The sequence below is a fragment of the Gemella sp. 27098_8_149 genome (assembly GCF_041433745.1).
Classification (GTDB): domain Bacteria; phylum Bacillota; class Bacilli; order Staphylococcales; family Gemellaceae; genus Gemella.
In genome coordinates, this window is record NZ_JAPWCB010000009.1 from 1 (window position 1) to 23,921 (window position 23,921).

The 23,921-nt window shown below is 30.0% G+C and carries 17 protein-coding genes, 1 pseudogene and 2 other annotated features; of the genes and pseudogenes, 7 read left to right on the forward strand and 11 right to left on the reverse strand.

Annotated elements, in window-relative coordinates; all coding sequences use genetic code 11:
• Positions 1-816, reverse strand: a pseudogene (locus tag O3801_RS05150) (hypothetical protein); the annotation flags it as partial.
• 316 nt (positions 817-1,132) lie between these two features.
• Here O3801_RS05150 and O3801_RS05155 point away from each other — a divergent pair.
• Both O3801_RS05155 and O3801_RS05160 read left to right on the forward strand, forming a co-directional pair.
• Positions 1,133-1,438: a rhodanese-like domain-containing protein gene (locus O3801_RS05155; protein ID WP_294683630.1), complete on the forward strand. Its 306-nt coding sequence runs from the start codon at positions 1,133-1,135 to the stop codon at positions 1,436-1,438.
• Positions 1,439-1,530: 92 nt separating this feature from the next.
• A complete protein-coding gene (locus tag O3801_RS05160; RefSeq protein WP_371454299.1) occupies positions 1,531-1,833 on the forward strand; it encodes a rhodanese-like domain-containing protein in 303 nt (100 codons plus the stop codon).
• A 139-nt stretch (positions 1,834-1,972) separates the two neighbouring features.
• Here O3801_RS05160 and O3801_RS05165 read toward each other — a convergent pair whose 3' ends face one another.
• The 4 genes from O3801_RS05165 to O3801_RS05180 form a co-directional block, all read right to left on the reverse strand.
• Complete coding sequence (locus O3801_RS05165) at positions 1,973-2,230, reverse strand: metal-sensitive transcriptional regulator (RefSeq protein WP_294683628.1); 258 nt, start codon at positions 2,228-2,230, stop codon at positions 1,973-1,975.
• 44 nt (positions 2,231-2,274) lie between these two features.
• Entirely contained in the window at positions 2,275-3,306 is a 1,032-nt protein-coding gene (locus O3801_RS05170) for a sensor histidine kinase (protein WP_294683627.1), read from the reverse strand.
• 20 nt (positions 3,307-3,326) lie between these two features.
• Entirely contained in the window at positions 3,327-4,016 is a 690-nt protein-coding gene (locus tag O3801_RS05175; protein WP_294683626.1) for a response regulator transcription factor, read from the reverse strand.
• 377 nt (positions 4,017-4,393) lie between these two features.
• Positions 4,394-6,919 carry an SSURE domain-containing protein gene (locus O3801_RS05180; protein WP_371454300.1) on the reverse strand — a complete coding sequence of 842 codons (2,526 nt, stop codon included), beginning with the start codon at positions 6,917-6,919 and terminating at the stop codon, positions 4,394-4,396.
• A gap of 264 nt (positions 6,920-7,183) precedes the next feature.
• Positions 7,184-7,402: a binding site (T-box leader), on the forward strand.
• A 59-nt stretch (positions 7,403-7,461) separates the two neighbouring features.
• Positions 7,462-7,704 (forward strand) — a binding site (T-box leader).
• A gap of 84 nt (positions 7,705-7,788) precedes the next feature.
• Between O3801_RS05180 and metE the strand changes: the two genes are divergently transcribed.
• The gene (metE, locus tag O3801_RS05185; RefSeq protein ID WP_371454301.1) at positions 7,789-10,029 is read left to right on the forward strand and encodes a 5-methyltetrahydropteroyltriglutamate--homocysteine S-methyltransferase; all 2,241 of its coding nucleotides are present in this window, start codon (positions 7,789-7,791) and stop codon (positions 10,027-10,029) included.
• A 9-nt stretch (positions 10,030-10,038) separates the two neighbouring features.
• Positions 10,039-11,880: a bifunctional homocysteine S-methyltransferase/methylenetetrahydrofolate reductase gene (locus O3801_RS05190; RefSeq protein WP_371454302.1), complete on the forward strand. Its 1,842-nt coding sequence runs from the start codon at positions 10,039-10,041 to the stop codon at positions 11,878-11,880.
• Positions 11,881-11,989: 109 nt separating this feature from the next.
• On the opposite strand, the gene O3801_RS05195 is transcribed toward O3801_RS05190, so the two are convergent.
• The 6 genes from O3801_RS05195 to O3801_RS05220 all read right to left on the reverse strand — a co-directional run bounded on the left by O3801_RS05195 (position 11,990) and on the right by O3801_RS05220 (position 20,775).
• Positions 11,990-12,343: a YlbF family regulator gene (locus tag O3801_RS05195; protein WP_294683490.1), complete on the reverse strand. Its 354-nt coding sequence runs from the start codon at positions 12,341-12,343 to the stop codon at positions 11,990-11,992.
• 309 nt (positions 12,344-12,652) lie between these two features.
• The gene (locus tag O3801_RS05200; protein ID WP_371454303.1) at positions 12,653-14,677 is read right to left on the reverse strand and encodes a glycosyltransferase family protein; all 2,025 of its coding nucleotides are present in this window, start codon (positions 14,675-14,677) and stop codon (positions 12,653-12,655) included.
• Between the two features lie 2 nt (positions 14,678-14,679).
• Complete coding sequence (locus O3801_RS05205) at positions 14,680-15,681, reverse strand: glycosyltransferase family A protein (protein WP_371454304.1); 1,002 nt, start codon at positions 15,679-15,681, stop codon at positions 14,680-14,682.
• A gap of 173 nt (positions 15,682-15,854) precedes the next feature.
• On the reverse strand, positions 15,855-18,005 hold the full coding sequence (locus tag O3801_RS05210) for a YhgE/Pip domain-containing protein (RefSeq protein ID WP_371454305.1): 2,151 nt from the start codon (positions 18,003-18,005) through the stop codon (positions 15,855-15,857).
• Positions 18,006-18,131: 126 nt separating this feature from the next.
• Positions 18,132-18,779, reverse strand: coding sequence for an anaerobic ribonucleoside-triphosphate reductase activating protein (gene nrdG / locus O3801_RS05215; protein ID WP_371454306.1), 648 nt, complete (start codon positions 18,777-18,779; stop codon positions 18,132-18,134).
• A 379-nt stretch (positions 18,780-19,158) separates the two neighbouring features.
• Complete coding sequence (locus tag O3801_RS05220; protein WP_294681176.1) at positions 19,159-20,775, reverse strand: ATP-binding cassette domain-containing protein; 1,617 nt, start codon at positions 20,773-20,775, stop codon at positions 19,159-19,161.
• A 512-nt stretch (positions 20,776-21,287) separates the two neighbouring features.
• On the opposite strand from O3801_RS05220, the gene pcp reads away from it, so the two are divergent.
• From pcp to O3801_RS05235, 3 genes are all read left to right on the forward strand, one after another.
• Complete coding sequence (pcp, locus tag O3801_RS05225; RefSeq protein ID WP_371454307.1) at positions 21,288-21,935, forward strand: pyroglutamyl-peptidase I; 648 nt, start codon at positions 21,288-21,290, stop codon at positions 21,933-21,935.
• 166 nt (positions 21,936-22,101) lie between these two features.
• On the forward strand, positions 22,102-22,506 hold the full coding sequence (locus O3801_RS05230) for a MarR family winged helix-turn-helix transcriptional regulator (protein ID WP_294682133.1): 405 nt from the start codon (positions 22,102-22,104) through the stop codon (positions 22,504-22,506).
• A gap of 12 nt (positions 22,507-22,518) precedes the next feature.
• The gene (locus O3801_RS05235; RefSeq protein WP_294682131.1) at positions 22,519-23,898 is read left to right on the forward strand and encodes an MATE family efflux transporter; all 1,380 of its coding nucleotides are present in this window, start codon (positions 22,519-22,521) and stop codon (positions 23,896-23,898) included.
• The last annotated feature ends 23 nt before the right edge of the window (positions 23,899-23,921 follow it).

Sequence of the window (23,921 nt, forward strand, 5' to 3'; positions counted from 1 at the left end):
TGGTTCCTCCGCTTTCGGTGCTGGAGTTGCTGGCTCTTCTACTTTCGGTGCTGGTACCACTGGTTCCTCCGCTTTTGGTGCTGGGGCTGCTGGCTCTTCCGCTTTCGGTACTGACGCTGCTGGTTCCTCCGCTTTCGGTGCTGGAGTTGCTGGCTCTTCTACTTTCGGTGCTGGCGCTGCTGGCTCTTCTGCTTTTGGTAATTCCGGTTGTACAGCAGGTTCAACTATTGCTCCACCTAAAACTTCTTTATATTCTGGTTTTACTAGTACTTCTGGTTTTACAATAGCACCTTCTTTAACTTTACTTTCTGGAATATATTTTGTTCCTTCATTTATAGTTGGATTTTTTTCTACTAGCTCATATACTTTATAGACAACTTTTGCTTCAATTACATTCCCATTTAATTCATTACTATATGAAACCGACTTTTCTACTAATTCTCTTACTACACTTGTATTAGGTAGTGATCTTTCTTTTTTACTTTCTTTTGAAATAGAAGCACTGTTGTTATTTATACTTGCACCAGGTTGAACTATTTTTGATACTTGACCTTTTTTTAGATTACCTAGATTATAAGTATAATTTTTCCCATTAATTTTAGCATAAACAATAGCTTCATAAGTATCCCTAACTGCAGTTACATGAAATACTATATCTCCATTGATTTCTTCTGAACTAATTGTAAGATCTTGTGTTGTTTTATTACTACTTGCTTCTGAAACATTACCTACTCTATTCTCAGCGAATACAGCTAGTGGATTCGCTAATGTAAATAATAGTACACTGGCAGTAGCTACCTTTGATATTTTTTTCATTTAAAATTCCTCCTAAATTATTGGTTGTTCTTTATAAAAATTTTGGTTACTTTCTATTCCATTATTCTCCTATTTTTCTTATTTGTCAAGCATATAATTCCCGAAAAAATGAAAATTATTTTCATATAATTACTTTCGTATTTTCAAAGAGATAAATAATTTTAAGATTTAATAGCTATATACAATTATTTCAACAACTGATAATTTTTTATTCACATATAATCTGAAATATTTTAAATTATATAATCATCATCCTTGACATAGACTTAAATTCATGATTTAATATACCCTATAGGGGTATATAGGAGGTAAGGAAATGTTTTTTTTATTCACAAAAGTTGACAGTATTTCTACTACTGAGTTAGAAAATAAATTAAAGGAAAATATTCAACTAATAGACGTAAGAACACCTGGTGAGTTTAGAAGAGGCCACATAAAAAATGCAAAAAATATTCCACTAAATAAAATCGGTAGCTTTACTCCAATCGCTGACAAAAAAACATATGTAATTTGTCACTCTGGAGCAAGAAGTAAACTTGCAGCAAAGAAACTTAAAAAAAGAGGTTTCGATGTTGTCAATGTTAAAGGCGGAATGCATGCATGGCGAGGTAAAATAGTTTAAAATTAGACCATGAATAATTTAGCTCTGTTAAAAACATAACATGTTTCAGAGTTTTACAGTAGTTAAATTTAGTAATATGAAAGGAATTAACTATGAAAAACAATATTTCAATGAAAGATTTTTATGAAAAATATACTAATAGTAGTGAAAAACTCACTATTCTTGATGTGAGAGAAATTCATGAATACGCAGCTGGTCACATACCTTCTGCTGAAAATTTCCCTTTAAGTACTTTAGGCTCAGATTTTTCTAAATTGGACAAAGATCAAAAATACTATGTGATTTGTCAGGCGGGTGGTCGTTCTGCTAAAGCATATGATTTTCTTGATGCAGAGGGATTCGATGTTATAAATGTCGAAGGCGGTATGAATAACTGGCCTGGAGAAACAAAATAAAGAATTAAATAACCAATTAGTAAAAAACAACTAACAATTAAAATATTAAAATTCTCTATAAAATTATTACATTTCAAAAAAATAAAAGTCTTGGTCCAAAATAATCTTGGATCAAGACTTTTATTATTAATTTAGTATGCTATTTCTTTTTTACTAGATACTGTATAGCTTTTCCTATTTTTTCTTTATGCTCTTCAGGATTTTCTGTAGGATTATTAATACATTCCATAAGATTTTCTGTTATTAATAATTCAATAACTTTGTCAACACTAGAACGAACTGCACTTAGCTGAATCATAATATCCATACAATCTCGCTCTTCTTCTATCATTTTTTGAATTCCTCTAAGCTGTCCTTCAGAACGTTTTAAACGCGTTATGTACTTTGACTTTGACATATATTTTTCCTCAGTATATTTTTTTTCATTATACATTGAATAATTTATTTTGTCAAAATTTCCAAGGTAAATGTACTTCCTTTACCATATTCACTCTCTACTTTAATGTCTCCATTTAGTTGCACAGCTAGTTGTTTCGCTATAGCTAAACCTAACCCATAGCCACCTGTTTTCATATTTCTTGATGCTTCAACACGATATAATCTTTTAAAAATATTATCAAGTTCCTCTTCTTTTATACCGCAACCTTCATCAATTATAGAAATAGAAAGCATTTCATCACTAATTTCAGCAACTATTTCGATTTTTGTTCCACTTGGTGAGTATTTAAATGCATTACCTAGTAAATTAACTATTATTCTTTGTAATTTATTATAATTACTTACTATTTTTGCATTTTCTGGTATTACTTTAATAAAAATATCTCTTTGTTCTTTTTCTGCTCTTAACTTAAATTCAGACATACAATCAATTAATAATTTATCTAAAAATATTGTTTCTTTTTTATCTGCAGAATCAGTTTCTTTCACACTTAGCGTCAAATAATTTAATTCTTCAACTAATTTGTTTAATCTCGTTGTTTGACGACAAATTGTTTCTAAATAGTACTTGTATTCATCTTTTTTTATTATACCATCTAACATTCCTTCAGCTGTTGATTGAATAGAAGTTATAGGAGTTTTTATATCATGAGAAAGTTGAGCAATCATAAGAGATTTTTCTTTTTCACTTTGTTCTAGTGATTCAAAACTTTCTTTTAAGTGCTCCGCCATATCATCAAATGCAATAGATAAATCTCTAAATTCAACTGGACGTATCACTTCATCACTAATGTCAAATCTTTTCTCACTTATATTTACTGTTTTTTTCTTTAGTACATCTAATGATTTAAACACACCTTTTAGTAATGCTAGACTTATCGTCGCACCGATTAATCCTGCAATCACAGTAATTGCAACAATAAAATAGGTATCTTTTTTTTCAATTAACATTTGGTTTGAAGCCCAAAATACAGCAGCTATAGTTATTAAAAATGACAAAATATATCCAACAATAATATAATCTCTTAATTTCATTCTATATTTCCTTTCCATTTTTAAACTTGTTTTTCCATTTTATATCCTAGTCCCCACACTGTCTTTATATTTGGTGTTTTCTCTGTAGAGTATTTCATCAATATTCTCCTTAAAGAATGCACATGCACATTCAATGTATTAGCATCTTCTACATATTCATCGTGCCATATTTTTTCATATAATTCTGTTTTAGAAAAAACACGTTCTGGATTATTAGCTAATAACCACAATAATTCAAAAGATTTCACCGTTAGGTCTAGTTGTTTTCCATTGACCATCGCTATTCTACTATTATAATTTATTTCTAAATCCCCTAAAGTCGAAATACTATCTGTACTACTTTTTTCAATTCGACGTAATATGTTCCTAACTCTTAATACTAATTCTCTAGGACTAAACGGCTTAACTATATAGTCATCAGCCCCCAAGCTCAAAGCATAAATTTTATCTGGCTCAGTTGTTTTGGCAGTTATAAATAAAAAAGGTTGCTCTGCATCTAAATATTGTACTTCACTAATCAAATCATAGCCATCCATATTTGGCATCATTATATCGGTAATAATTAGTGAATACTTATTTCTTTTATATTTTTCTAATGCTTCTTTCCCATCATTAGCAATATCTATATCATAACCACCTTGTTCTAGATATCTTTTGTTTATCTCCGTTATTTCTATCTCGTCATCTACTAATAAAATTTTATTCATCATATCTTTACTCCTCCTAACAAAATAGCACTATACATTTAAAGTATAGCACTATTCCGTTAAATTCTGCAAGGTACTATCTCTCACTATTTTAAAAATATCAATTTAATTGAGATTTCCCCACATAATTCTAGATATTCAAAAAATTTTATAAAAGAGACTACTATCAAATCACACTGATTTAAATCGTTTAATACATGGGACTTACCCAAAAGTCCTAAAATTTGACAAAGTTCATATTAAAACTCGTAGACGCAGTGGTTTATTGATATCTAAATTCGCTTTATAAAAGCTTTTTAGATATCTAATAAACTGTGCGGGGGTGACTCGACAAAATCGATTTCTCTGAAATCACGATTTTTGAGTCACTCCCATTCTATTTAGTCGATTTCATTTTTTCTTCTAAGTCCTAATAAACCTAATAGACTAGCGATGATTAATCCTACTATTCCTGTAGTTGAAGAATTTGTTGAGTTTGTTGCATTCATTGTTCCTTCTGGAGCTGCACTTGTTTTTGGTAACATTCCTTTTTTCATCATATTATTGTTCATATGAGCATTCATATTTTTAGCTTTCATATCTTTATCCATATGTGCTTTCATAGTCATGTCATCTGATTTATGCATATCCATAGTTTTTCCGCTCATATTTGAATCCATTAATCCATGTTTTTTATGATCCATCATCATATTTTCACCTGGTTTTTTCTCCATTTCCATAGCTTCTTTATGAAGATTTACGGTAACCTCTTTTGTAGCTACTAAATTTGTTAAATCTGCTTTTCCGTCTTTTTCACCGTATACTTTGATTGTTGCTTTGTAGCTTTGTGTTCCATTTGCTTTTAGTAAGTCTAATAATTCTTTATCTTGTTTTCCTTGTGTTCCTGCTAAATCTACTTCATAGAAGTATAATCCATGTCCTAATTTCTCTACTGGAGGAAGAGCTGGATTTTTCGCTGATCCATTATCTGACCATGGTGCTTTATCTGATGCTTTCAAGATTAATCTTGTTAACATTCCGTCACCTGCGAATAAGTGGTAAGGAATTACTTGGTTTACTCCAGCTGTGAATGGTCCAGGGAAGTTTGCTTTATCTAAGTATTTAGCTGGTACATTAACTTCATCTTTCGTATTTTCCATTACTGCTTTTTTAACTTCTTGTACACTTGTTAATCCATTTAGATTTACATTTACATCTTTTGTAGCTACTAAGTTTGTTAAATCTGCTTTTCCGTCTTTTTCACCGTATACTTTGATTGTTGCTTTGTAGCTTTGTGTTCCATTTGCTTTAAGTAAATCTAATAATTCTTTATCTTGTTTTCCTTGTGTTCCTGCTAAATCTACTTCATAGAAGTATAATCCATGTCCTAATTTCTCTACTGGAGGAAGCGCTGGATTTTTAGCTGATCCATTATCTGACCATGGTGCTTTATCTGATGCTTTTAAGATTAATCTTGTTAACATTCCGTCACCTGCGAATAAGTGGTAAGGAATTACTTGGTTTACTCCAGCTGTAAATGGTCCAGGGAAGTTTGCTTTATCTAAGTATTTAGCTGGTACATTAACTTCATCTTTCGTATTTTCCATTACTGCTTTTTTAACTTCGTTAACAGTTGTTAATCCATTTAGATTTACATTTACATCTTTTGTAGCTACTAAGTTTGTTAAATCTGCTTTTCCGTCTTTTTCACCGTATACTTTGATTGTTGCTTTGTAGCTTTGTGTTCCATTTGCTTTTAGTAAGTCTAATAATTCTTTATCTGATTTTCCTTGTGTTCCCGCTAGGTCTACTTCATAGAAGTATAATCCATGTCCTAATTTCTCTACTGGAGGAAGCGCTGGATTTTTCGCTGATCCATTATCTGACCATGGTGCTTTATCTGATGCTTTTAAGATTAATCTTGTTAACATTCCGTCACCTGCGAATAAGTGGTAAGGAATTACTTGGTTTACTCCGGCTGTGAATGGTCCAGGGAAGTTTGCTTTGTCTAAGTATTTAGCTGGTACATTAACTTCATCTTTCGTATTTTCCATTACTGCTTTTTTGACTTCGCTAACAGTTGTTAATCCATTTAGATTTACATTTAGATCTTTTGTAGCTACTAAGTTTGTTAAATCTGCTTTTCCGTCTTTTTCACCGTATACTTTGATTGTTGCTTTGTAACTTTGTGTTCCATTTGCTTTTAATAAATCTAATAATTCTTTATCTGATTTCCCTTGTGTTCCCGCTAAATCTACTTCATAGAAGTATAATCCTTTTGTTAAATTTTCCACTGGTGGAAGAGCTGGATTTTTCGCTGTTCCGTTATCTGACCATGGAGCTGTGTCTGATGATTTTAAGATTAAGCGAGTTAACATTCCATCACCTGCGAATAAGTGATAAGGAATTACTTGGTTTACTCCGGCTGTGAATGGTCCAGGGAAGTTTGCTTTGTCTAAGTATTTAGCTGGTACATTAACTTCATCTTTCGTATTATCCATTACCGCTTTTTTAACTTCAACTGGTGTTGTTTTGTGTGTAGTCATATCTGGTGCATCCACTTTTGGTGCATCTACAGTATCTTTAGCAAGACTTAAGATATTATTTTCTGTTACCTCAGGTTTAACTTCTCTATCTGTTCCAACTACAGGTTGTTCGACTGTTTTATCAGTTTCTTTAGGTTTTACTGTTGTTGTTTCTACTGATTCAGATTTTTCTGTTGGTTTAGTAACTACATTTTCATCTACCTGCGTTTTTACAGTTTCAACTACTGGTGCTTTATCTAATTGTTTATCACTTGCGTGAGCTTCTCCACCTCCTACAATTACAAAAATACCACTTGCAATTGCTGCTGATACTACTCCAACACTAACTTTTCTTATTGCCCATTTTGTAAAATTTTCTGATTTCATAAAGTTATTCTTCATTTGTATTTTTCTCCTCTTATTAATTAATACTTTATTACCAAAACTTTTTGTTTGATGAATACAGTATACCTTATAGATATTAACTAACTATTAGTAAATGTTTAAATAATTCTTAAATAGATATTATAAAAATATTATTTTAAAAATATACTAATATATATGGTTCATCTTAGATTTCTGACAATTTCGAAAAAAGTTTTTAATTTTTTTAATAAAAAGTGTTGACAAAGAAAAAATCTTATGTTAATATTTCTTTAACAGTTTTAAAAAGCGAAGAAGTGAAGAGCAATATTACTTAATTATTAGAGACCTTTTGGTTGGTGAAAAAAAGGATTTGAGTGTATTGTAAATGGTCACAGAGCTGAACTAATGAGTATATATAAGTTAGTTCCGGTTGATAACCGTTAATAATCATTGAGGTAAGATTAAAATTTATTTTAAGATTATAAAATTGGGTGGTAACACGGTCATTTCGTCCCTTGTGTTACTACCCTTTTGTCGTATTTAAGACTGAATAAAAAAATATTTTTACAAACTAATACATAATAACATAGATAAGATGAGTAGAAAAAAGGATTTACACCAGAGAGTCTCGGTAGCTGAAAAGAGATTAATGAGTTTTTTTGAAGATGGTCTTTGAGTTTTAATTATCGAGCGGAAGTTAGATAATTACGCAGAAAATAGCGTTAAAATTTTAATGAGGTGGAAAACTAAAAAATTCAATTTATCATTTTAGATTTTCCATAAAATAAGGTGGTACCACGTATGAAACGCACGTCCTTAGACAATACTAGATTATTGTTTAAGGGCGTTTTTTATTTTTATAATTCAATATACACAAAAAGAGAAAATCTCAGGAGGAAAGAATAATGACAAAAATTTCAAGTTTAGGATACCCACGTTTAGGGGAAAAAAGAGAATGGAAAAAATTAATTGAAGGATACTGGGCTCGTACAGTTCGTCAAAACGAGTTATTTGAAGAAGCAGGAAAACTTCGTCGTCTTTATATCGAGAAACAATTAAACGCTGGATTAGATTTTATCCCAGTTGGTGATTTCTCACTTTATGATCACATTTTAGATTTATCAGTTCAATTCAACGTTATTCCACAACGTTTTGAAGGAAGAGAAGTTGATGTAGACTTATTCTTCGATATCGCACGTGGTAACAAAGATAATGTTGCATCTGCACTTAAAAAATGGTTTAACACTAACTACCACTACATCGTACCAGAATGGGAAAATGTTAACCCTAAATTAAACAATACTCGTCTATTAGACTTATATAAAGAAGCAAAAGAAATCGTAGGAGATAAAGCTAAACCAGTAATCACTGGACCAATTACATATGTTGCTTTATCTAGTGGTCTAGCTGAAGGAGAATTCGAAAAAGCTGTAGATAAATTATTACCATTATATACTCAAGTATTCAAAGAATTAGCTGAAGCTGGTGCTTCTTACATCCAAGTAGATGAGCCAATCTTTGTTACTGATGAAGGTAGAAACTACGTAGAATTAGCTCACAAAGTATACAACCACTTCAACAACGAAGTAGATGCTAAATTCATCTTCCAAACTTACTTTGAAGCTTTAGTAGAAGCTGAAAAACTTGCTGATTTACCAGTAGCTTTCGGTTTAGACTTCGTTCACGGTAGAGAAGAAAACTTAGCCAATGTAAAAGCTGGTTTATTTAAAAATAAAGAAGTATTTGCTGGAGTTGTTGATGGACGTAACGTATGGAGCAATGATTTCGAAGATAGTTCTGCATTATTAGAAGAAATTAAAGCTAACGTTGCTGAATTAGTAATTCAACCTTCATGTTCATTACTACACGTACCAGTAACAACTAAAAATGAAACTGAATTAGAAGAAACATTATTAAATGGTTTAGCATTTGCTGATCAAAAATTAGTAGAACTTAACTTACTAGCTAACAAATTAGATGGTAAAGAAGATGCAGCATACCAAAAACACGTTGAAGACTTCAATAAATTACAAAATGCTGAGTTCAGAAACCTTGAATTAGAATCAAGTGAAAATGTTCGTTCAACTCGTCCATCTGATTACAAAGTTCGTCGTGAAGTTCAAAACAAAAAATACAACTTACCATTATTACCAACTACTACAATCGGATCATTCCCTCAATCTAAACAAGTACGTCTACAACGTGCTCTATGGAAAAAAGGTGAATTATCTAATGAAGCATATGAAAAATTCATCGAAGAAGAAATCGCTCGTTGGATTAAAATCCAAGAAGATCTTGATATCGATGTACTAGTTCACGGTGAATTCGAACGTACAGACATGGTTGAGTTCTTCGGTCAACGTTTCGCTGGATTTGCATCTACTAAATTCGGTTGGGTTCAATCATACGGTTCTCGTGGGGTTAAACCACCAATCATTTACGGAGATGTAAAACACGTTGAAGCTGTTACAGTTAAAGAAACTGCTTATGCTCAAAGCTTAACTAACCGTCCTGTTAAAGGTATGTTAACTGGACCAGTTACAATTCTAAACTGGTCATTTGAAAGAACTGATATTTCTAAAGCAGAAATCTTCAACCAAATAGCTATCGCTCTTAAAAATGAAATTGAACTTTTAGAAAAAGCTGGAATTACAATTATCCAAGTTGATGAACCAGCTATCCGTGAAGGATTACCTCTAAGAGATAACAAAAAAGAAAAATATCTTGAAGAAGCAGTATTCTCATTCCGTCTAGCTACTTCATCAGTTCAAGATGATACACAAATTCACACTCATATGTGTTATTCTAACTTCGATGAAATTATCGATTCTATCCGCGCACTAGATGCTGACGTTATTTCTATCGAAACTAGTAGAAGCCACGGAGAATTAATCTCTGCATTCGAAACTGCAATCTACCCATTAGGTATTGGTTTAGGAGTTTACGACATCCACTCTCCACGTGTTCCTACAAAAGAAGAAGTACGTACAAACATCTTACGTCCACTTCAAAAACTATCTACAGAACAATTCTGGATTAACCCCGACTGTGGATTAAAAACACGTGCTGAAAAAGAAACAATCGAAGCATTAGAAGTTTTAGTTGAGGTAACTAAAGAAATCAGAAGTGAACTTGCCGCTAAATAGGAGGTTCATATGAGAAACTTACTAGAGAGATTAGAAAAAAATGTACTCGTAGCTGATGGAGCTATGGGTACAGCTCTCTATAGTAATGGATTGGAAAGTTGTCATGAATATAATAATATCTCTAATCCAGATTCTGTAGAGAAAATTCATAAGGCTTATATCGAAGCTGGAGCAGATATAATTCAAACAAATACTTATGCTGCAAAAAAATGTCAGCTAAAAACTTATGGTTATGAAGATAAGTTTGAAGAAATAAATATTCGCGCCGCTGAAATAGCTCGTAAAGCTGCTGGAGAAAATACTTTTGTTTTCGGTACTATTGGAGCTATTCGCGGTCTTCGTGAATGTGAACTATCATTAGAAACAATCGTTAACGAAACACTTGATCAAGTAAAAGTATTATTATCAACGAATAAAATTGATGCATTACTTTTTGAAACTTACTATGATCAAGAAGAAATTCGTGCTGTTTTAACTGAAACAAGAAAATTAACCGACTTACCTATTATTACTAATATTTCATTATTAGAAGCAGGTATAACTCAAAACGGAGAAAAAATTACTGATGCTTTAAGCGCACTTGTTAATTTAGGTGCTGATATAGTTGGATTAAACTGTCATTTAGGTCCTTATCATATGATAAAAAGTTTAAAACAAGTTCCATTATTTGCACAAAGCTATCTATCAGCTTATCCTAATGCCAGTTTATTACAGTTAACACAAACTATTAATGGTAATGAATACCGTTTTAGAAAAAATTCAGCTTACTTCGAACAAAGTGCTAAGTTACTTGTAGAAGAAGGTGTAAGATTAATAGGTGGTTGCTGTGGAACTACTCCTGAGCATATTCGTGCTATTAAAAAAGGAATTAAAGATTTAAAACCTGTAAAAAGAAAAATAATCACACCTTTACCAGCTGAGGAAGAACTTGTTAGAGTAGCAAATAACAAACCAACAATTGTTGATAAAGTCAAAAAACAAGTAACTATAATTGCCGAATTAGATCCTCCAAAACATTTAAATGTAGATAAATTTATAGAAGGTGCAAAAGCAATAGATAAAAAGAATATAGAAGCTATAACTTTAGCAGATAATTCTTTAGCTAGCACTCGAATTTGTAATTTGGCTGCTGCTACGTTACTTAAAGAGCACATTTCTACCCCTACACTTCTACATTTAACATGTCGTGATCACAACCTTATCGGGTTACAATCTCGATTAATGGGATTCGATCTTCTTGGAATTAATAATGTCCTTGCTCTTACTGGGGATCCAAGTAAACTTGGTGATTTCCCTGGAGCTACTAGTGTCTACGATATGACTAGTCTTAAATTAATTCCTTTCATTAAACAACTTAACGAAGGACTTGGATATAACGGGGCTTCTCTGAAAAAGACTACAAACTTCACAGTTGCTGCTGCTTATAATCCAAATGTTCGAGACTTAAGTAAAACAAAACGTCTAGTTGAGAAGAAAATTAAAGCAGGTACTGATTACTTTATTACACAACCTGTCTTTGAAGCTGAAAAAATTGAGCAATTAGCAGAATTTTCTGCTGATTATCCAGATACTCCATTCTTCGTTGGTATAATGCCAATTACTAGCTATAACAATGCTGTATTCCTACACAATGAAGTGCCTGGTATCAAGTTATCAGAAGAATTCTTAGCAAAACTAGAAGAAGTAAAAGATGACAAAGAACTTTGTCAAAAAATTGCTTTAGAAGAAAGTAAAAAGTTACTTGATGTTGCTTTAAAACACTTCAAAGGAATTTACCTAATAACACCATTCTTTAGATATGATCTTACATTAGAATTAATAGATTATGTTGAAGAAAACAAAGATAAATAAAAGTTAAATGTATATAAAGAAATCACCTAGAAAATTAGTTTCCTAGGTGATTTTTAAATAGTAACACAAAGTATTAGAAAATATCTAATACTTCGTATTACATCTTATTCTATTTGTTTCCGTATTTTTCGAAAAGTTCATCTAGAGGTTTGTACATTACTTTATTTAAGTCTTCAATTAAAAATTGTAGTTTTTGTTGAGTTTGTACAAACTCTAAGAATTTAGCATTTTCTAATAATTTTTGTTGAATTTCTTCAAATACTGATAATTCTTCTTCTGTAGGTTCATTTCCTGCTTGAGCAGATTCCATTAATTCTTTTTGTTTTGATACGAATTCTGTATATAAAGCATTAGCTTCTTCATCTGCGTATAATTCTTCAGATGCTGCTAATGAAGCTTTATACTCATCAGATTCTCTTAATGCTCTTTCAAATTCATTTGCTTTATCATAAATATTTACCATAATTATTTGCTCCTTTTATGTTGTATTCTAATTATAACATAGTTTTACCTTCTTTGACAATAAATCGTTTGCAAATTAGTAATATGCTATGTCAATTGGAGAAAGGGAATTTCTTAAAAATCGTGATTTTTAAGAAATAGATTTTGTTAAGTTACTCTCATATTTATATTATATATTCCCTACTTTATGTTAATCTTGTACTATAGCTAAACTTAAATTAAAATCCACCCTTACTCTTAACTATGAAGAAAGGCTCATCCGAAGATGAGCCTCTTATCTTAATTAAAGATATTATTTTCCTCTATTTCATTAATACCACCAAAGTTTTTGGTATCTATGTCCTATTTGTAATGAAAGATCTTTTTTATTTTGATCGGCACCGTTAATATATAATTTACCAGCTTCATACATATCAATCATTTCATTTGGTACACTAGAAATAACTATACTTCCATTATTATCACTTTCTACTTGTGAGAATTTCACACTGTAGTCTCCCGCTGGAAGATCATCAAAATACCAACGAAGAGTATATGTTTGTAATGGTACTTCCCAATACAATTCACGATAAATAAATTCATGTTCTCTTACAACTTTATTATCTTTTTTATCTATTATCTCTACTTTATACTTCGAATTGTTTTTCTCATCATATGAAGAGATATATCCTCGAACATAATTAAAACTGCGATTAGCTTTAAACGTTTGTTCTACTTCTGTATCTTTATTCACCCTAACTATTCCATCCCTTAAATAATTATCCGTTGCATAAATACTAATACCGTTAATTACACGTGAATCATAATCTAAGTTCATTGAATAAGATGGTCTTAAGAAACTATCACTTCCAACTTGAAGAGCAAATACTACTCCAAAAGCAATATAAAGTTTTTTCTTGTATTTATCAAATATGGTCGTCTCATATCTTTCTGCAAATAGTATTATACCTTTAGCTCCTAGAATGAAGATTATCGGCATCCATGCATAAACATATCTCGGTTTAGCTTCCCAGATTAAGTGGAACATAAATACCCCGAAGATAATAATTTGGAATAAGAAGCAAGAAGTAATGTATTCTTTTCTACGTTTATAGATGTAATATACCATCCCGAAAATAATCACAACATACATCATTTGCGAAAGGTATATGAAGAAACTATTATTACTTCCATAGAAAAGTTGCCACAAGAAACCATCACCATCTCTTAGTGCTCGTGTACCATTCGTATAGTTAATAGTACCATCACTCCAATTTCCTCTTACTTTAAGAACTACCATAAGTAAGTTAAGGAAGATTGGCCTATGAGTTAATCTATTAAAGAATAAGCCTAGATCATCTCTCATCTTATTTTGACTAAGATATGTAAATTGGAAATCCTGCCAATTATAACTTCCACCTTGGATACTCATTCCCATCATTACCCAGTGTAACATCGGGAACTTATATCCATCATCTTTCCAAAATCCATAGTGCGCCCACAGCATATCGAATCCTTTTCCAAAGAATACAAATGCAATTCCAAAGGTCACTAACAATAAAACTAAATTTTTATACCATTTGAAAAATAGTAAGTACACTATTAACGCTGGTAAAATAATAATTATATTACTTCTTAAGTTCCATGCAAATGCAACTAGAATAGCTACTGCTACAATATGCTTTGTTCTAAAGATAAAACTTCCATCTGATGGTATAAGAACATATATTATTAAAGCAACCATAATTACCATTAATGTATCAGAGTAATAGAATAAACTATACATTTGGAAAGGAATGTATAATATCATTAATCCTAAAATTATCGTTTGCTTTTGTTTTGTAAGTAATTTTCCAGCTGTTTTATATGTTAAAAATATTGTCGCTGTTGTTACTAAGAAACAGAATATATGTAATGTCCACACTTCTGATATATGTAGGAATGCGGCAATACGATATATCCAGTATAGAATAATTGTCGGTGTAATATTATTCGGATAAACTAAAAAATATCTTTCACCAGAGAATTTTCCATAGTTTAGCATGTAGTGCGCTTCATTTTCTATTTCTGCACCATCCGAAAAGTTCAGTGTATCCATAGATAAAATAATTGCCTGAAATACTAAATATACTAACACTATAATTCTATTATATTTTTTTAATCCAACTTCATCAGTTGCTAAAACTTTTTTTACTGCATAAATAAACAATATGAAAACCACTGGTACACCTAACAGAAGTGCCAACGGATTTAATATTCTTTCATAGACAAATGGTGCAACATATGCCCAGGTTAAAGCTATTGTAAACAAGGCTATAAACGCATATGAAAACACATTATGTAATATTCGCCTCATAATTATCTCCTATCCTTTCTGTTAAGATGATTTGCAAACATTATCGGAGACATTGCTATCATCGTTTTATTAATGAATGTGTCACTATCAAAATAATTTTTTCTTGATTTTATTAGATCTAATATTTCTATTTCCTCGGACATATTTTCCTGCATTCTTAATACATCAAAGAGTAGATATCCACAAAGAAGATTTAAACTATCCTCATATTTTTTATTTTGTTTAAATTCTTCAATTTTGTTAAATGCAATCATTATTCTTCTCGTTGAAGCTTCAATCATCGCATTGTTTCTTACAGATTTATTTTCTTGTAAATCTTTGTAGCCAACTTTTGCTACTTGACTTACTTTACCCGCAACATCAAAGACACGTAATTTGAAATATAAATTCTCTAATGCTAACATATCTTCTTGAAATCTTAAATTATAAACATCTAAGAATTTTTTCTTAAAAATACAAGAAGTAACATTATAATTCAAATCACTTTTTAATCTCTTAATTTCTTCTATAAGATAAGTTTGTCCTGATGATACAGTTTCATTTAGTATGCTTGGATAACCATTTCTAGTTAACATTGCTATATCAAGATTTTTCTGTGATACTTCATTAAATAGTAATTCCAAATAATTTGATTTTAATTTCGAACTCTCTTCAACAAAAACTACATATTCTCCTTTAGCAAAGTCCAAAGCACAGTTTTTCGCTGATGAATTAGAACCTAGCTGTTTTTTTATGTAGTTAATTTTGTTATTATCTAATACGGCTACCGCTTCTTCTATCTCAGAATCAGAAAGATCATCAACTACTATTATTTCAAATTCTTGAAAACTTTGATTAAAAATGTCTTTTACAATACTTTCTAGTCTATCAACACTTCTATATGCTGCCAAGACTACTGTAATTTTTGTTTTATTAGTTGTTTTTATTTTTTTCGTTAATATTTCATTTCCCAAAAGCATCGTATCTAAGAAGATGTCTTTTGTTCTATCTAATGTTCTAACCATAATTTATCCTCTATGTTTTAAGGTTTTATCATTTTATTATATCATAAATACTAAGTTTTTTCATTTAGTATGAGAAAACAAACAAAAGAAGTGACTCAAAAGTGTTGACTGTATTAAATCAATTCCTTTGAATCACTCTACTATTATTATATATCTATTTTAAAAATTATATTCTACAAGAATAACTTAGAACGTTCTCTTTCTCTACTTAATTTAGCAGAACGTGCTTTTAAACTAACTAGAATTGCTCCTCCTATAAGAACGACAATTAGATAAATAAATAATATCTTAATATCACGTTCTACCGCTGGAATATATACCCCACCTACCGCTTCACGTAGTAGACCTATAGAATAAGTGAACGGTACTTTTGGATATAACGCTTGGAAGAATTCTGAAGTCATTTGAATTGGGAATGTTCCCCCCGAACTTCCTAATTGTAATACTAACAGCACTATACAAACTGCTTTACCTACATTTCCTAGAATACACACTATTGTATAAATAATCGAAGAAAATAGCAGCGATATTAATAATGCATATAATACAAACCTATATGGTGAGGTCGCTTGCGTTCCAAGAACATACATATCCCCTAATGTAATTATTAATGTTTGGAATAACGATATAATTACAAACAACAGACCTCTACCAAAATATTTTTGATATGGTTTATATTTATTTTCCTCATCTTCTACCTTAGTAGTTAATAACGAAGACATTAATAATGAACCAACCCAGATAGAAAGAACTGTATAGAATGGTGTCATAGCTGAACCGTAGTTTTCTATATGGTAAAGCTTATTCTCTTGAAGTTTAACAGGATTTGCGAAAAACTCTGCCTGTTGTTTATAGTCAACCTTTAATAAATTAAACAGTTGATTTTTATCTATACCGCTGTCAGCCTTTTTAATTTCATCCGTTAGCTTTTGAATTTTACTCTTTGCAGATGGCATTTGCGCTTGTAATGATAATAGTTTACCATATGCATTACTAATCTTCACCTCAGTTTCAGATAATTTTCTCTCAACTGCAGGTAGTTCTCCTTGTGCCCCAGCAATTATGCCACTTACCTTATCGATATTAACCTCTGCCTTACTAAGAACTTGAGAGATTAAAGGTGCAACTTCTACATTCAATTTAGAATTCATATTTGAAGAAACTTCATTAATTCTAGCAGATTTATTTACAAATTCCTCTTTTACAGTATCTGCTATTTCATCATAATGATCCATCTTATTGTAGATATTATTATTTACTTCTTTTATCGCCGTAATATCATTCAATAAAGTAGTTACTCTTTCAAGTTGATTATTAAATAATCTCTCATTTGATAATTTATTGAAATACTCAAAAATATTCTTTACTAGTTGTAATCTTTCTGTACTCGCTTGTAGTCTACTATCTAAAGCTTTCTGTCTTGCCTTTATTTCTTCCGTTTTATCTGGTTTCTTTTGCAACTCTTTTGCTATCACATTAGCTTCTTTAGATACTTCCTCCACAACATTAAGATGACTATTAATAATTGGTAATAATCTTTCATTGAATCCCTGAATATTATTAATAGTAATTCCAGCCTTATCAGCAATCATAATACTATTTGTGGCTACTCTATCTATTTCTGGAAGTGTGTTTTGAACATTGTTTAAAATATTATACCCGTATTCCACTTTTCCAATTAATTCACTTAAAGTACTTTCATATGTAGAAAAATTATCATTTAATTTAAAGATTTCCTCTTTTGCTTTTTCAATTGATGGAAGATTTTCTTCAAATTTTATCCCCGCTTCATGCAATTTTTCAAAAATTATACCATTAGCTGTTTCTACAAAGTTTTTACTAATATTATTAGCTATTGCAGAAGCACCACTGTTTGTTATTTTTGGACTAATAGCATTAATCTTCTCATTTACCGTGTACTCAATTGTCGCTCTTTGTGGTTCTGTTCTACTAACAGACGTCATATCCTGACTGAAGTTTTTTGGTACAACTATACTTGCGTAATAGTCACCTATTCTTACTCCTTTTTCAGCTTCTTCTTTATTAGATACAAACTGCCAATCTAGATTTTTATTATTTTTTAATCCCTCAACTAAACTATTACCTAGGTTTAACTCTTTTCCATCAACAGTCGCTCCAGCATCCTCTGATGTTACAGCAACTTTTATATTGTTAGTATGTCCATACGGATCCCATGAAGATAGTATATTCGGCCATGCATACATTGATGGTAAAAATATCAATCCTACTATAATTATCCATGTATTAGTTTTTCTAAATACTTCTTTTATATCCTTTCGAAAAATCTCTATAATATTTTTCAACTTTTAATCTCCTCTCTATAAATTAATTAACAAAAACAATTAGAGATGTTTTGTATCCCTAATTGTCAACTTAACTATTATATCATGAATTAACTACTAATTAAAGTAATTTCATTGTATTCAAACTTACTCCATATACAGTACTACATTATCTTTACTAGAATGTTTTATATCTATAATTCTTTGATTACTACTTCCTCTAAATCTAAGGCTTAAATCTTTTAGAAAAATCATAAATGGGCCATCTACCAATACATCACATAGACTTAATAATTCCTTTTTATCCTCACTACCTTTTAAGAGCTGTTCATATGTGTAACCACTATAAACCCAGATGTCTTTTGTTGAACCGAATTCATCTCTTACTCTTTTCGCTAAACTTTTAGCTACCTGAGTATTAAGAAACGGCTCTCCACCCAAAATCGTTAGTCCTTGTACATAAGAATTACTTAAATCCTGTATTATCTGATCTTCTATTTCTTTCGTATATAATTGTCCCGCATTAAAGTTTTGGATACTTTCATTAAAGCACTCTTTACAAGCGAATAGACAACCGCTAAGATATATTGAACATCTTACTCCCTCTCCATCAACGAATTGAAATGGTTTATAATCAGCATACTTTTTCTTAGAATACGCTTCTGCTAGCCAAGTATCGTTAGCTTCTTTAAATGTTCTCATCATACACTTATTGTTAGTAGTTTTCTTAGTAGCACTATACTCCGAATTATCTATCGTACTAATAATTGTTCTTAATTTTTCTTCTCTAGACAAAATCTTCACCCCTTATATTTTTATAATATCATTTTTTTAAATAAATTACAATTTATCTTATTAAAGAGAGTGACTAAAAACCTGATTTTTAAAAAATCGATTTTATCAAGTAACCCCAACAAAGTTTATTAAATATCTAAAAAGCTTTTATAAAGCGAAATTTGATATTAATAAAGTACTATATCTAAGATTCTCATAAAAACTTTCTAAAATTTCAAACTTTTGATTCAGCTTCTTCAAAATATGTCTTATATAAAACAACAAAGAAAGACTTAGGAAAATTAATTTTAATAAAATCAAAATCCTAAGTCATTAGTATCTAACTTCATGTATAAGTATTACTTATCTGCAATAATTTTTTATAATATTATTCTTAATTCTATTTAATTTCTATAATATCTGTGGCAAATTTATCAAATTCCTTACTATGAGTTATTATCAAACCTGTAATATTGTGTTCTTTTAAGTAGTTAAAAATATTTTCTACTATTAATTCACTCAAATTTGTATTCATAGCACTTGTTGGTTCATCCAAAATAATGAACTCAGGTCTCCTTATTAATATTCTAGCCAACTCTAGTCTTTGCTTTTCACCACCACTTAAGTTTTTTCCATTTTCCTTCAATAAATAATCATATCCTAGTTTATCAATCAATTCTTGCAGATGTAATAATCTAACTATCTCATCAAGTCTATCATCATATGAATCCCCTAAGAGAATATTATCTCTTATTGTAGCTTCATATATGTATGGTTCTTGATTTACTTTTAGAAATTCTCCTAAAATTTGTATATTATTCTTATATATATCTTTTTCATTAATTAAGACTTCTCCATCTAGTTTATATGCACCTTCTTGCAAGTTTCTTAATATAAGATTAGATACCGTCGTCTTTCCTACACCACTTCTTCCTTTTAAAACTAGAAAATCACCCTTATTAATTTCTAATCTAAAATCAGATAAAATCAGATTATCTTTAAAATAAAAACTAGATATATCCATATTTACACTGCTAAATTCACTTAATTTTAATAGTTCTTTCTCTTCATCGCTTTTATTATTGAAAGTCTTAGATAATTCAGTTTCTATCTTATGAGCAGTCTGCCTAACAGTTATTTTATCTGATATAGAATTTATAGGTTCATCTAACATTCTAACTGTAGAAAATATTGCAATAGCCGAACCTACGGAAAAATCTTTATATATTATAAAATACACTGAAAGTAATAGAGAGACAATAGGTAGTATAAATGCAACAGTAGCGGATATACCTACATATAGCGAGAAATACTTTGCTAAATCAGTATTAACCTTTATTCTTTTATTTATAATGTTCTCTTTAAGGTAATCTATAAAGTACTGTTCTTTGTTTAATTGTTTTAGATCAAAATAACCTAATATTGACTGAAGTATATATTGATTAGTTTCACCTAATAATTTCTGTTCACTCTTCATACAATTCGAAAGCTTCTTACTTATTTGTTTTATAATAAAGAAGCACGCCAATATTACAGAGAATAATATAAGTGTTATCGAAACATTATACCTACACATAAACATCAATATAGAAAACAAAATAAAAGACTGCGTTACTAAAATAACTTTACCTTGAGAATACCAATCTGATATCTTTATACTATCTGACGTTAACTTAGATAATATTTCACCACTTTTTGCTTCTTTAAAATCATTATATTCACTTTTTAAAAACTTATCATAAAAATACTCTAAAACAGAAAAATTTCCAAGAAAGAAAAGTTTTCTTAAAAAATATTGAGAAAGAAATAGCAATAAAAAATAAAATACTAATACTACTATCAAGTATTTAACAAAATGATAAACTCTCTCAAAATCTTTAGATATCAAACTATCTAAGATAACTTGAATAATAAAAATTGATGTTAAATTTACTATAGTTCTTAGCAATATAGAAATTATAGTAATAAGTTGAACAATATACAACTTATTATCATAGTATTTTTTTGTACGATACATAAACTTCTCCTCTCCATTTATTATACATTACTTCACATAGTCTTGTTTTATTAGCTAACAATAAAGTAAAATTTATCTTTTCAAAAAAAAATCTTAGACAATAAATAGATTATATCATTTTTTCAGAATAATGTAAATTTAATTATTAAAAATCTGAAAATTTATTTTATAGAATTAATGATTTATTTTACTACAATTTACAATTTATCTCCTAAAATATAGAAATACTATTTTCAAATTATCTAAACTGTTTTATAATTAATATAATTTAAAAATTTATTTAGTTGTAATATTGTAATGGGGGGACCCAAAAGTCCTAAAATGTAACAAAGTTCAGATGATAACTCATAGACGCAGTGGTTTATTGATATCTAAATTCGCTTTATAAAAGCTTTTTAGATATCTAATAAACTGTGCGGGGGTGACTCGACAAAATCGATTTCTCCGAAATCACGATTTTTGAGTCACTCCCATTATTACAACATATTTTTTATAAAATTACGAGGTGCCTCATGAAAGTATTAATAACTGGTTTTGATAAATTTGGTGGCGAGAGTATTAATCCTTCTAGTTTATGTGTTAATAGCTTACCAGATGTAATAGACAATATAGAAATAAAAAAAATTACCCTGCCTACAGTCTTCAAAGACAGCTCACGTGTTTTAGAAGAAAATATAGACTCATTTTCTCCTAACATCGTGATTTGTATTGGTCAAGCTGGTGGAAGAAGTAAGATTACACCTGAACGTATCGCTATTAATATTGATGATGCTAGAATCCCAGATAATATTGGAAATAGCCCTATTGATGAAGCCATACGAAAAGATGGAGAAAATGCATATTTTTCTACATTACCAATAAAAGCAATTGTTGATGAATTGAATAATAATAATATTCCTTCTGCTATTTCTAATACTGCTGGTACTTTTGTTTGTAATCATATTATGTATGAATCTTTATACCTAGCTTCAAAAAAATATCCAAATATTAAAGCTGGATTTATTCATATCCCGTATATTGAAGAGCAGGTTAAAGACAAACCTAATATGCCTTTTATGAAAAAAGAAGATATTATCATTGCTTTAGAATTAATAATAAAAACTGCTGTAAATTACTTTGATAAAGAAGATACAAAAATAACGGGTGGCCTAGAACATTAATTATATTTCTGTATCGATTCAAAATGGATTTAATTTTCAATAATAACAAGAAAATACTGAAAATAATGCATGAAAGATATTATTTTCAGTGTTTTCTTTTTTATGTTGACAAAATAGTATACTAGGTATATAATATATTAGCTATATTATTTTAGGTGGTGAAATTATGATAAAAGATGCGTTAGGTTATAAGCTTATTACGCTATTAGAGAACATGAGAAGTTATACTAAACAACCTCTTGCAGAGATAGGTATTACTCATGGTCATTTCATAACTCTTATTTACGTTTCGGAAAATGAAGGGGTTACCCAAGCTCAACTTGCTGAAATACATAGAAAAGATAGAAATATTGTTGGAAGAAATATCGATGCACTAGAAAAACAAGATCTTGTTATTAGAAAACGCGGAATAAAAGATAGACGTTCTTATACATTACATTTAACTGAAATAGGTAAAGAGGTTTTATCAAGTTACTCTAATCTATTAAACACAGCTGAAAAAGAAGTTCTTAAAAACTTGACTGAAGAAGAAATTTCTACTTTCTTCACACTATTAAATAAAATAACTTAAGGAGGAAATCATATGGAAAAGACACAAAATTATATAGAAAATCCGCTAGGTACAAAACCTATAAAAAAATTACTTACATCATTTGCTTGGCCTGCTATTACTGCGAATATTATTAATGCGATGTATAGTGTAATTGACCAAATTTTTATCGGTCAAGGTGTTGGTTACTTAGGTAATGCTGCAACAAATGTCGCGTTTCCTCTTACAACTATTTGCTTAGCTATAGGTTTAATGATAGGAATTGGGGCTGCTTCAAACTTTAATCTTGAGTTAGGTCGTGGAAATCCTGAAAAAGCTAAATCTGTAGTTGGTACTGCAGTATCTTCATTATTTATCATAGGTATTATTATCACAATCTTAGTTCATATATTCTTAAAACCTCTTATGTATGCATTTGGATCTACAGATGAAATTTTAGAGTATGCAATGACCTTTGCCGGTATTACATCTTTAGGGATTCCATTCTTACTAATTTCTATTAGTACTAATCCTATTGTTCGTTCGGATAATAGCCCTAAATATTCAATGTTTGCTATTATTTTTGGTGCAGTACTTAATACTATTCTTAATCCAATCTTCATCTTTGGATTTGGTTGGGGTATTGCTGGATCAGCTTGGGCTACAGTTATAAGCCAATTCTTATCTGCATTGATTCTTGTTTTATATTTTCCAAAATTCAAAAGTGTTAAATTTACTAAGCAAGACTTCATACCTAAGATACCTCTATTAAAAGTCGCTGCAGGATTTGGAATGCCTTCATTTGTTTTCCAAGGTTCTAATATGATAGCACAAATAGTAACAAATAATTTATTAAATATTCACGGTACTAATTCTGTATACGGAAATGATATTCCTATTGCAGTAGCCGGAATCGTAGCTAAAATTAATATAATATTTATAGCTATTATTATTGGATTAATTCAAGGGGCTCAACCAATTTTCGGATATAATTACGGAGCTAAAAAATACGAAAGAGTTCGTACTACAATGAGATACACTATGAAATATGCAATGATTATCTCAATTACATTCTTCTTAATATTCGAGATTTTTCCTAAACAAATTGTTAGTCTATTTGGAAATGGTAATGAACTATACTTTGAGTTTGCAGTTAGGTATATGAGATTCTTCTTGTTATTTACATTTATAAATGGTGTTCAAATTTCAAGCTCTACTTTCTTCTCTGCAATAGGAAAACCAAAAATTGGAGTTACTATTGCCTTAACTAAGCAACTTATAGTACTAATACCAATGTTATTTATTCTTTCACATTTCTTTGGTATTGAGGGAATAATATACGCCACTCCAGTAACTGACCTTTGCGCATTCTCAGTTTCATTATTCTTCTTAATAAGAGAATTTAGAATGATGCCTAAGCAAAATATTATTTAGATAAATTAAAAAGCAATCTAGTG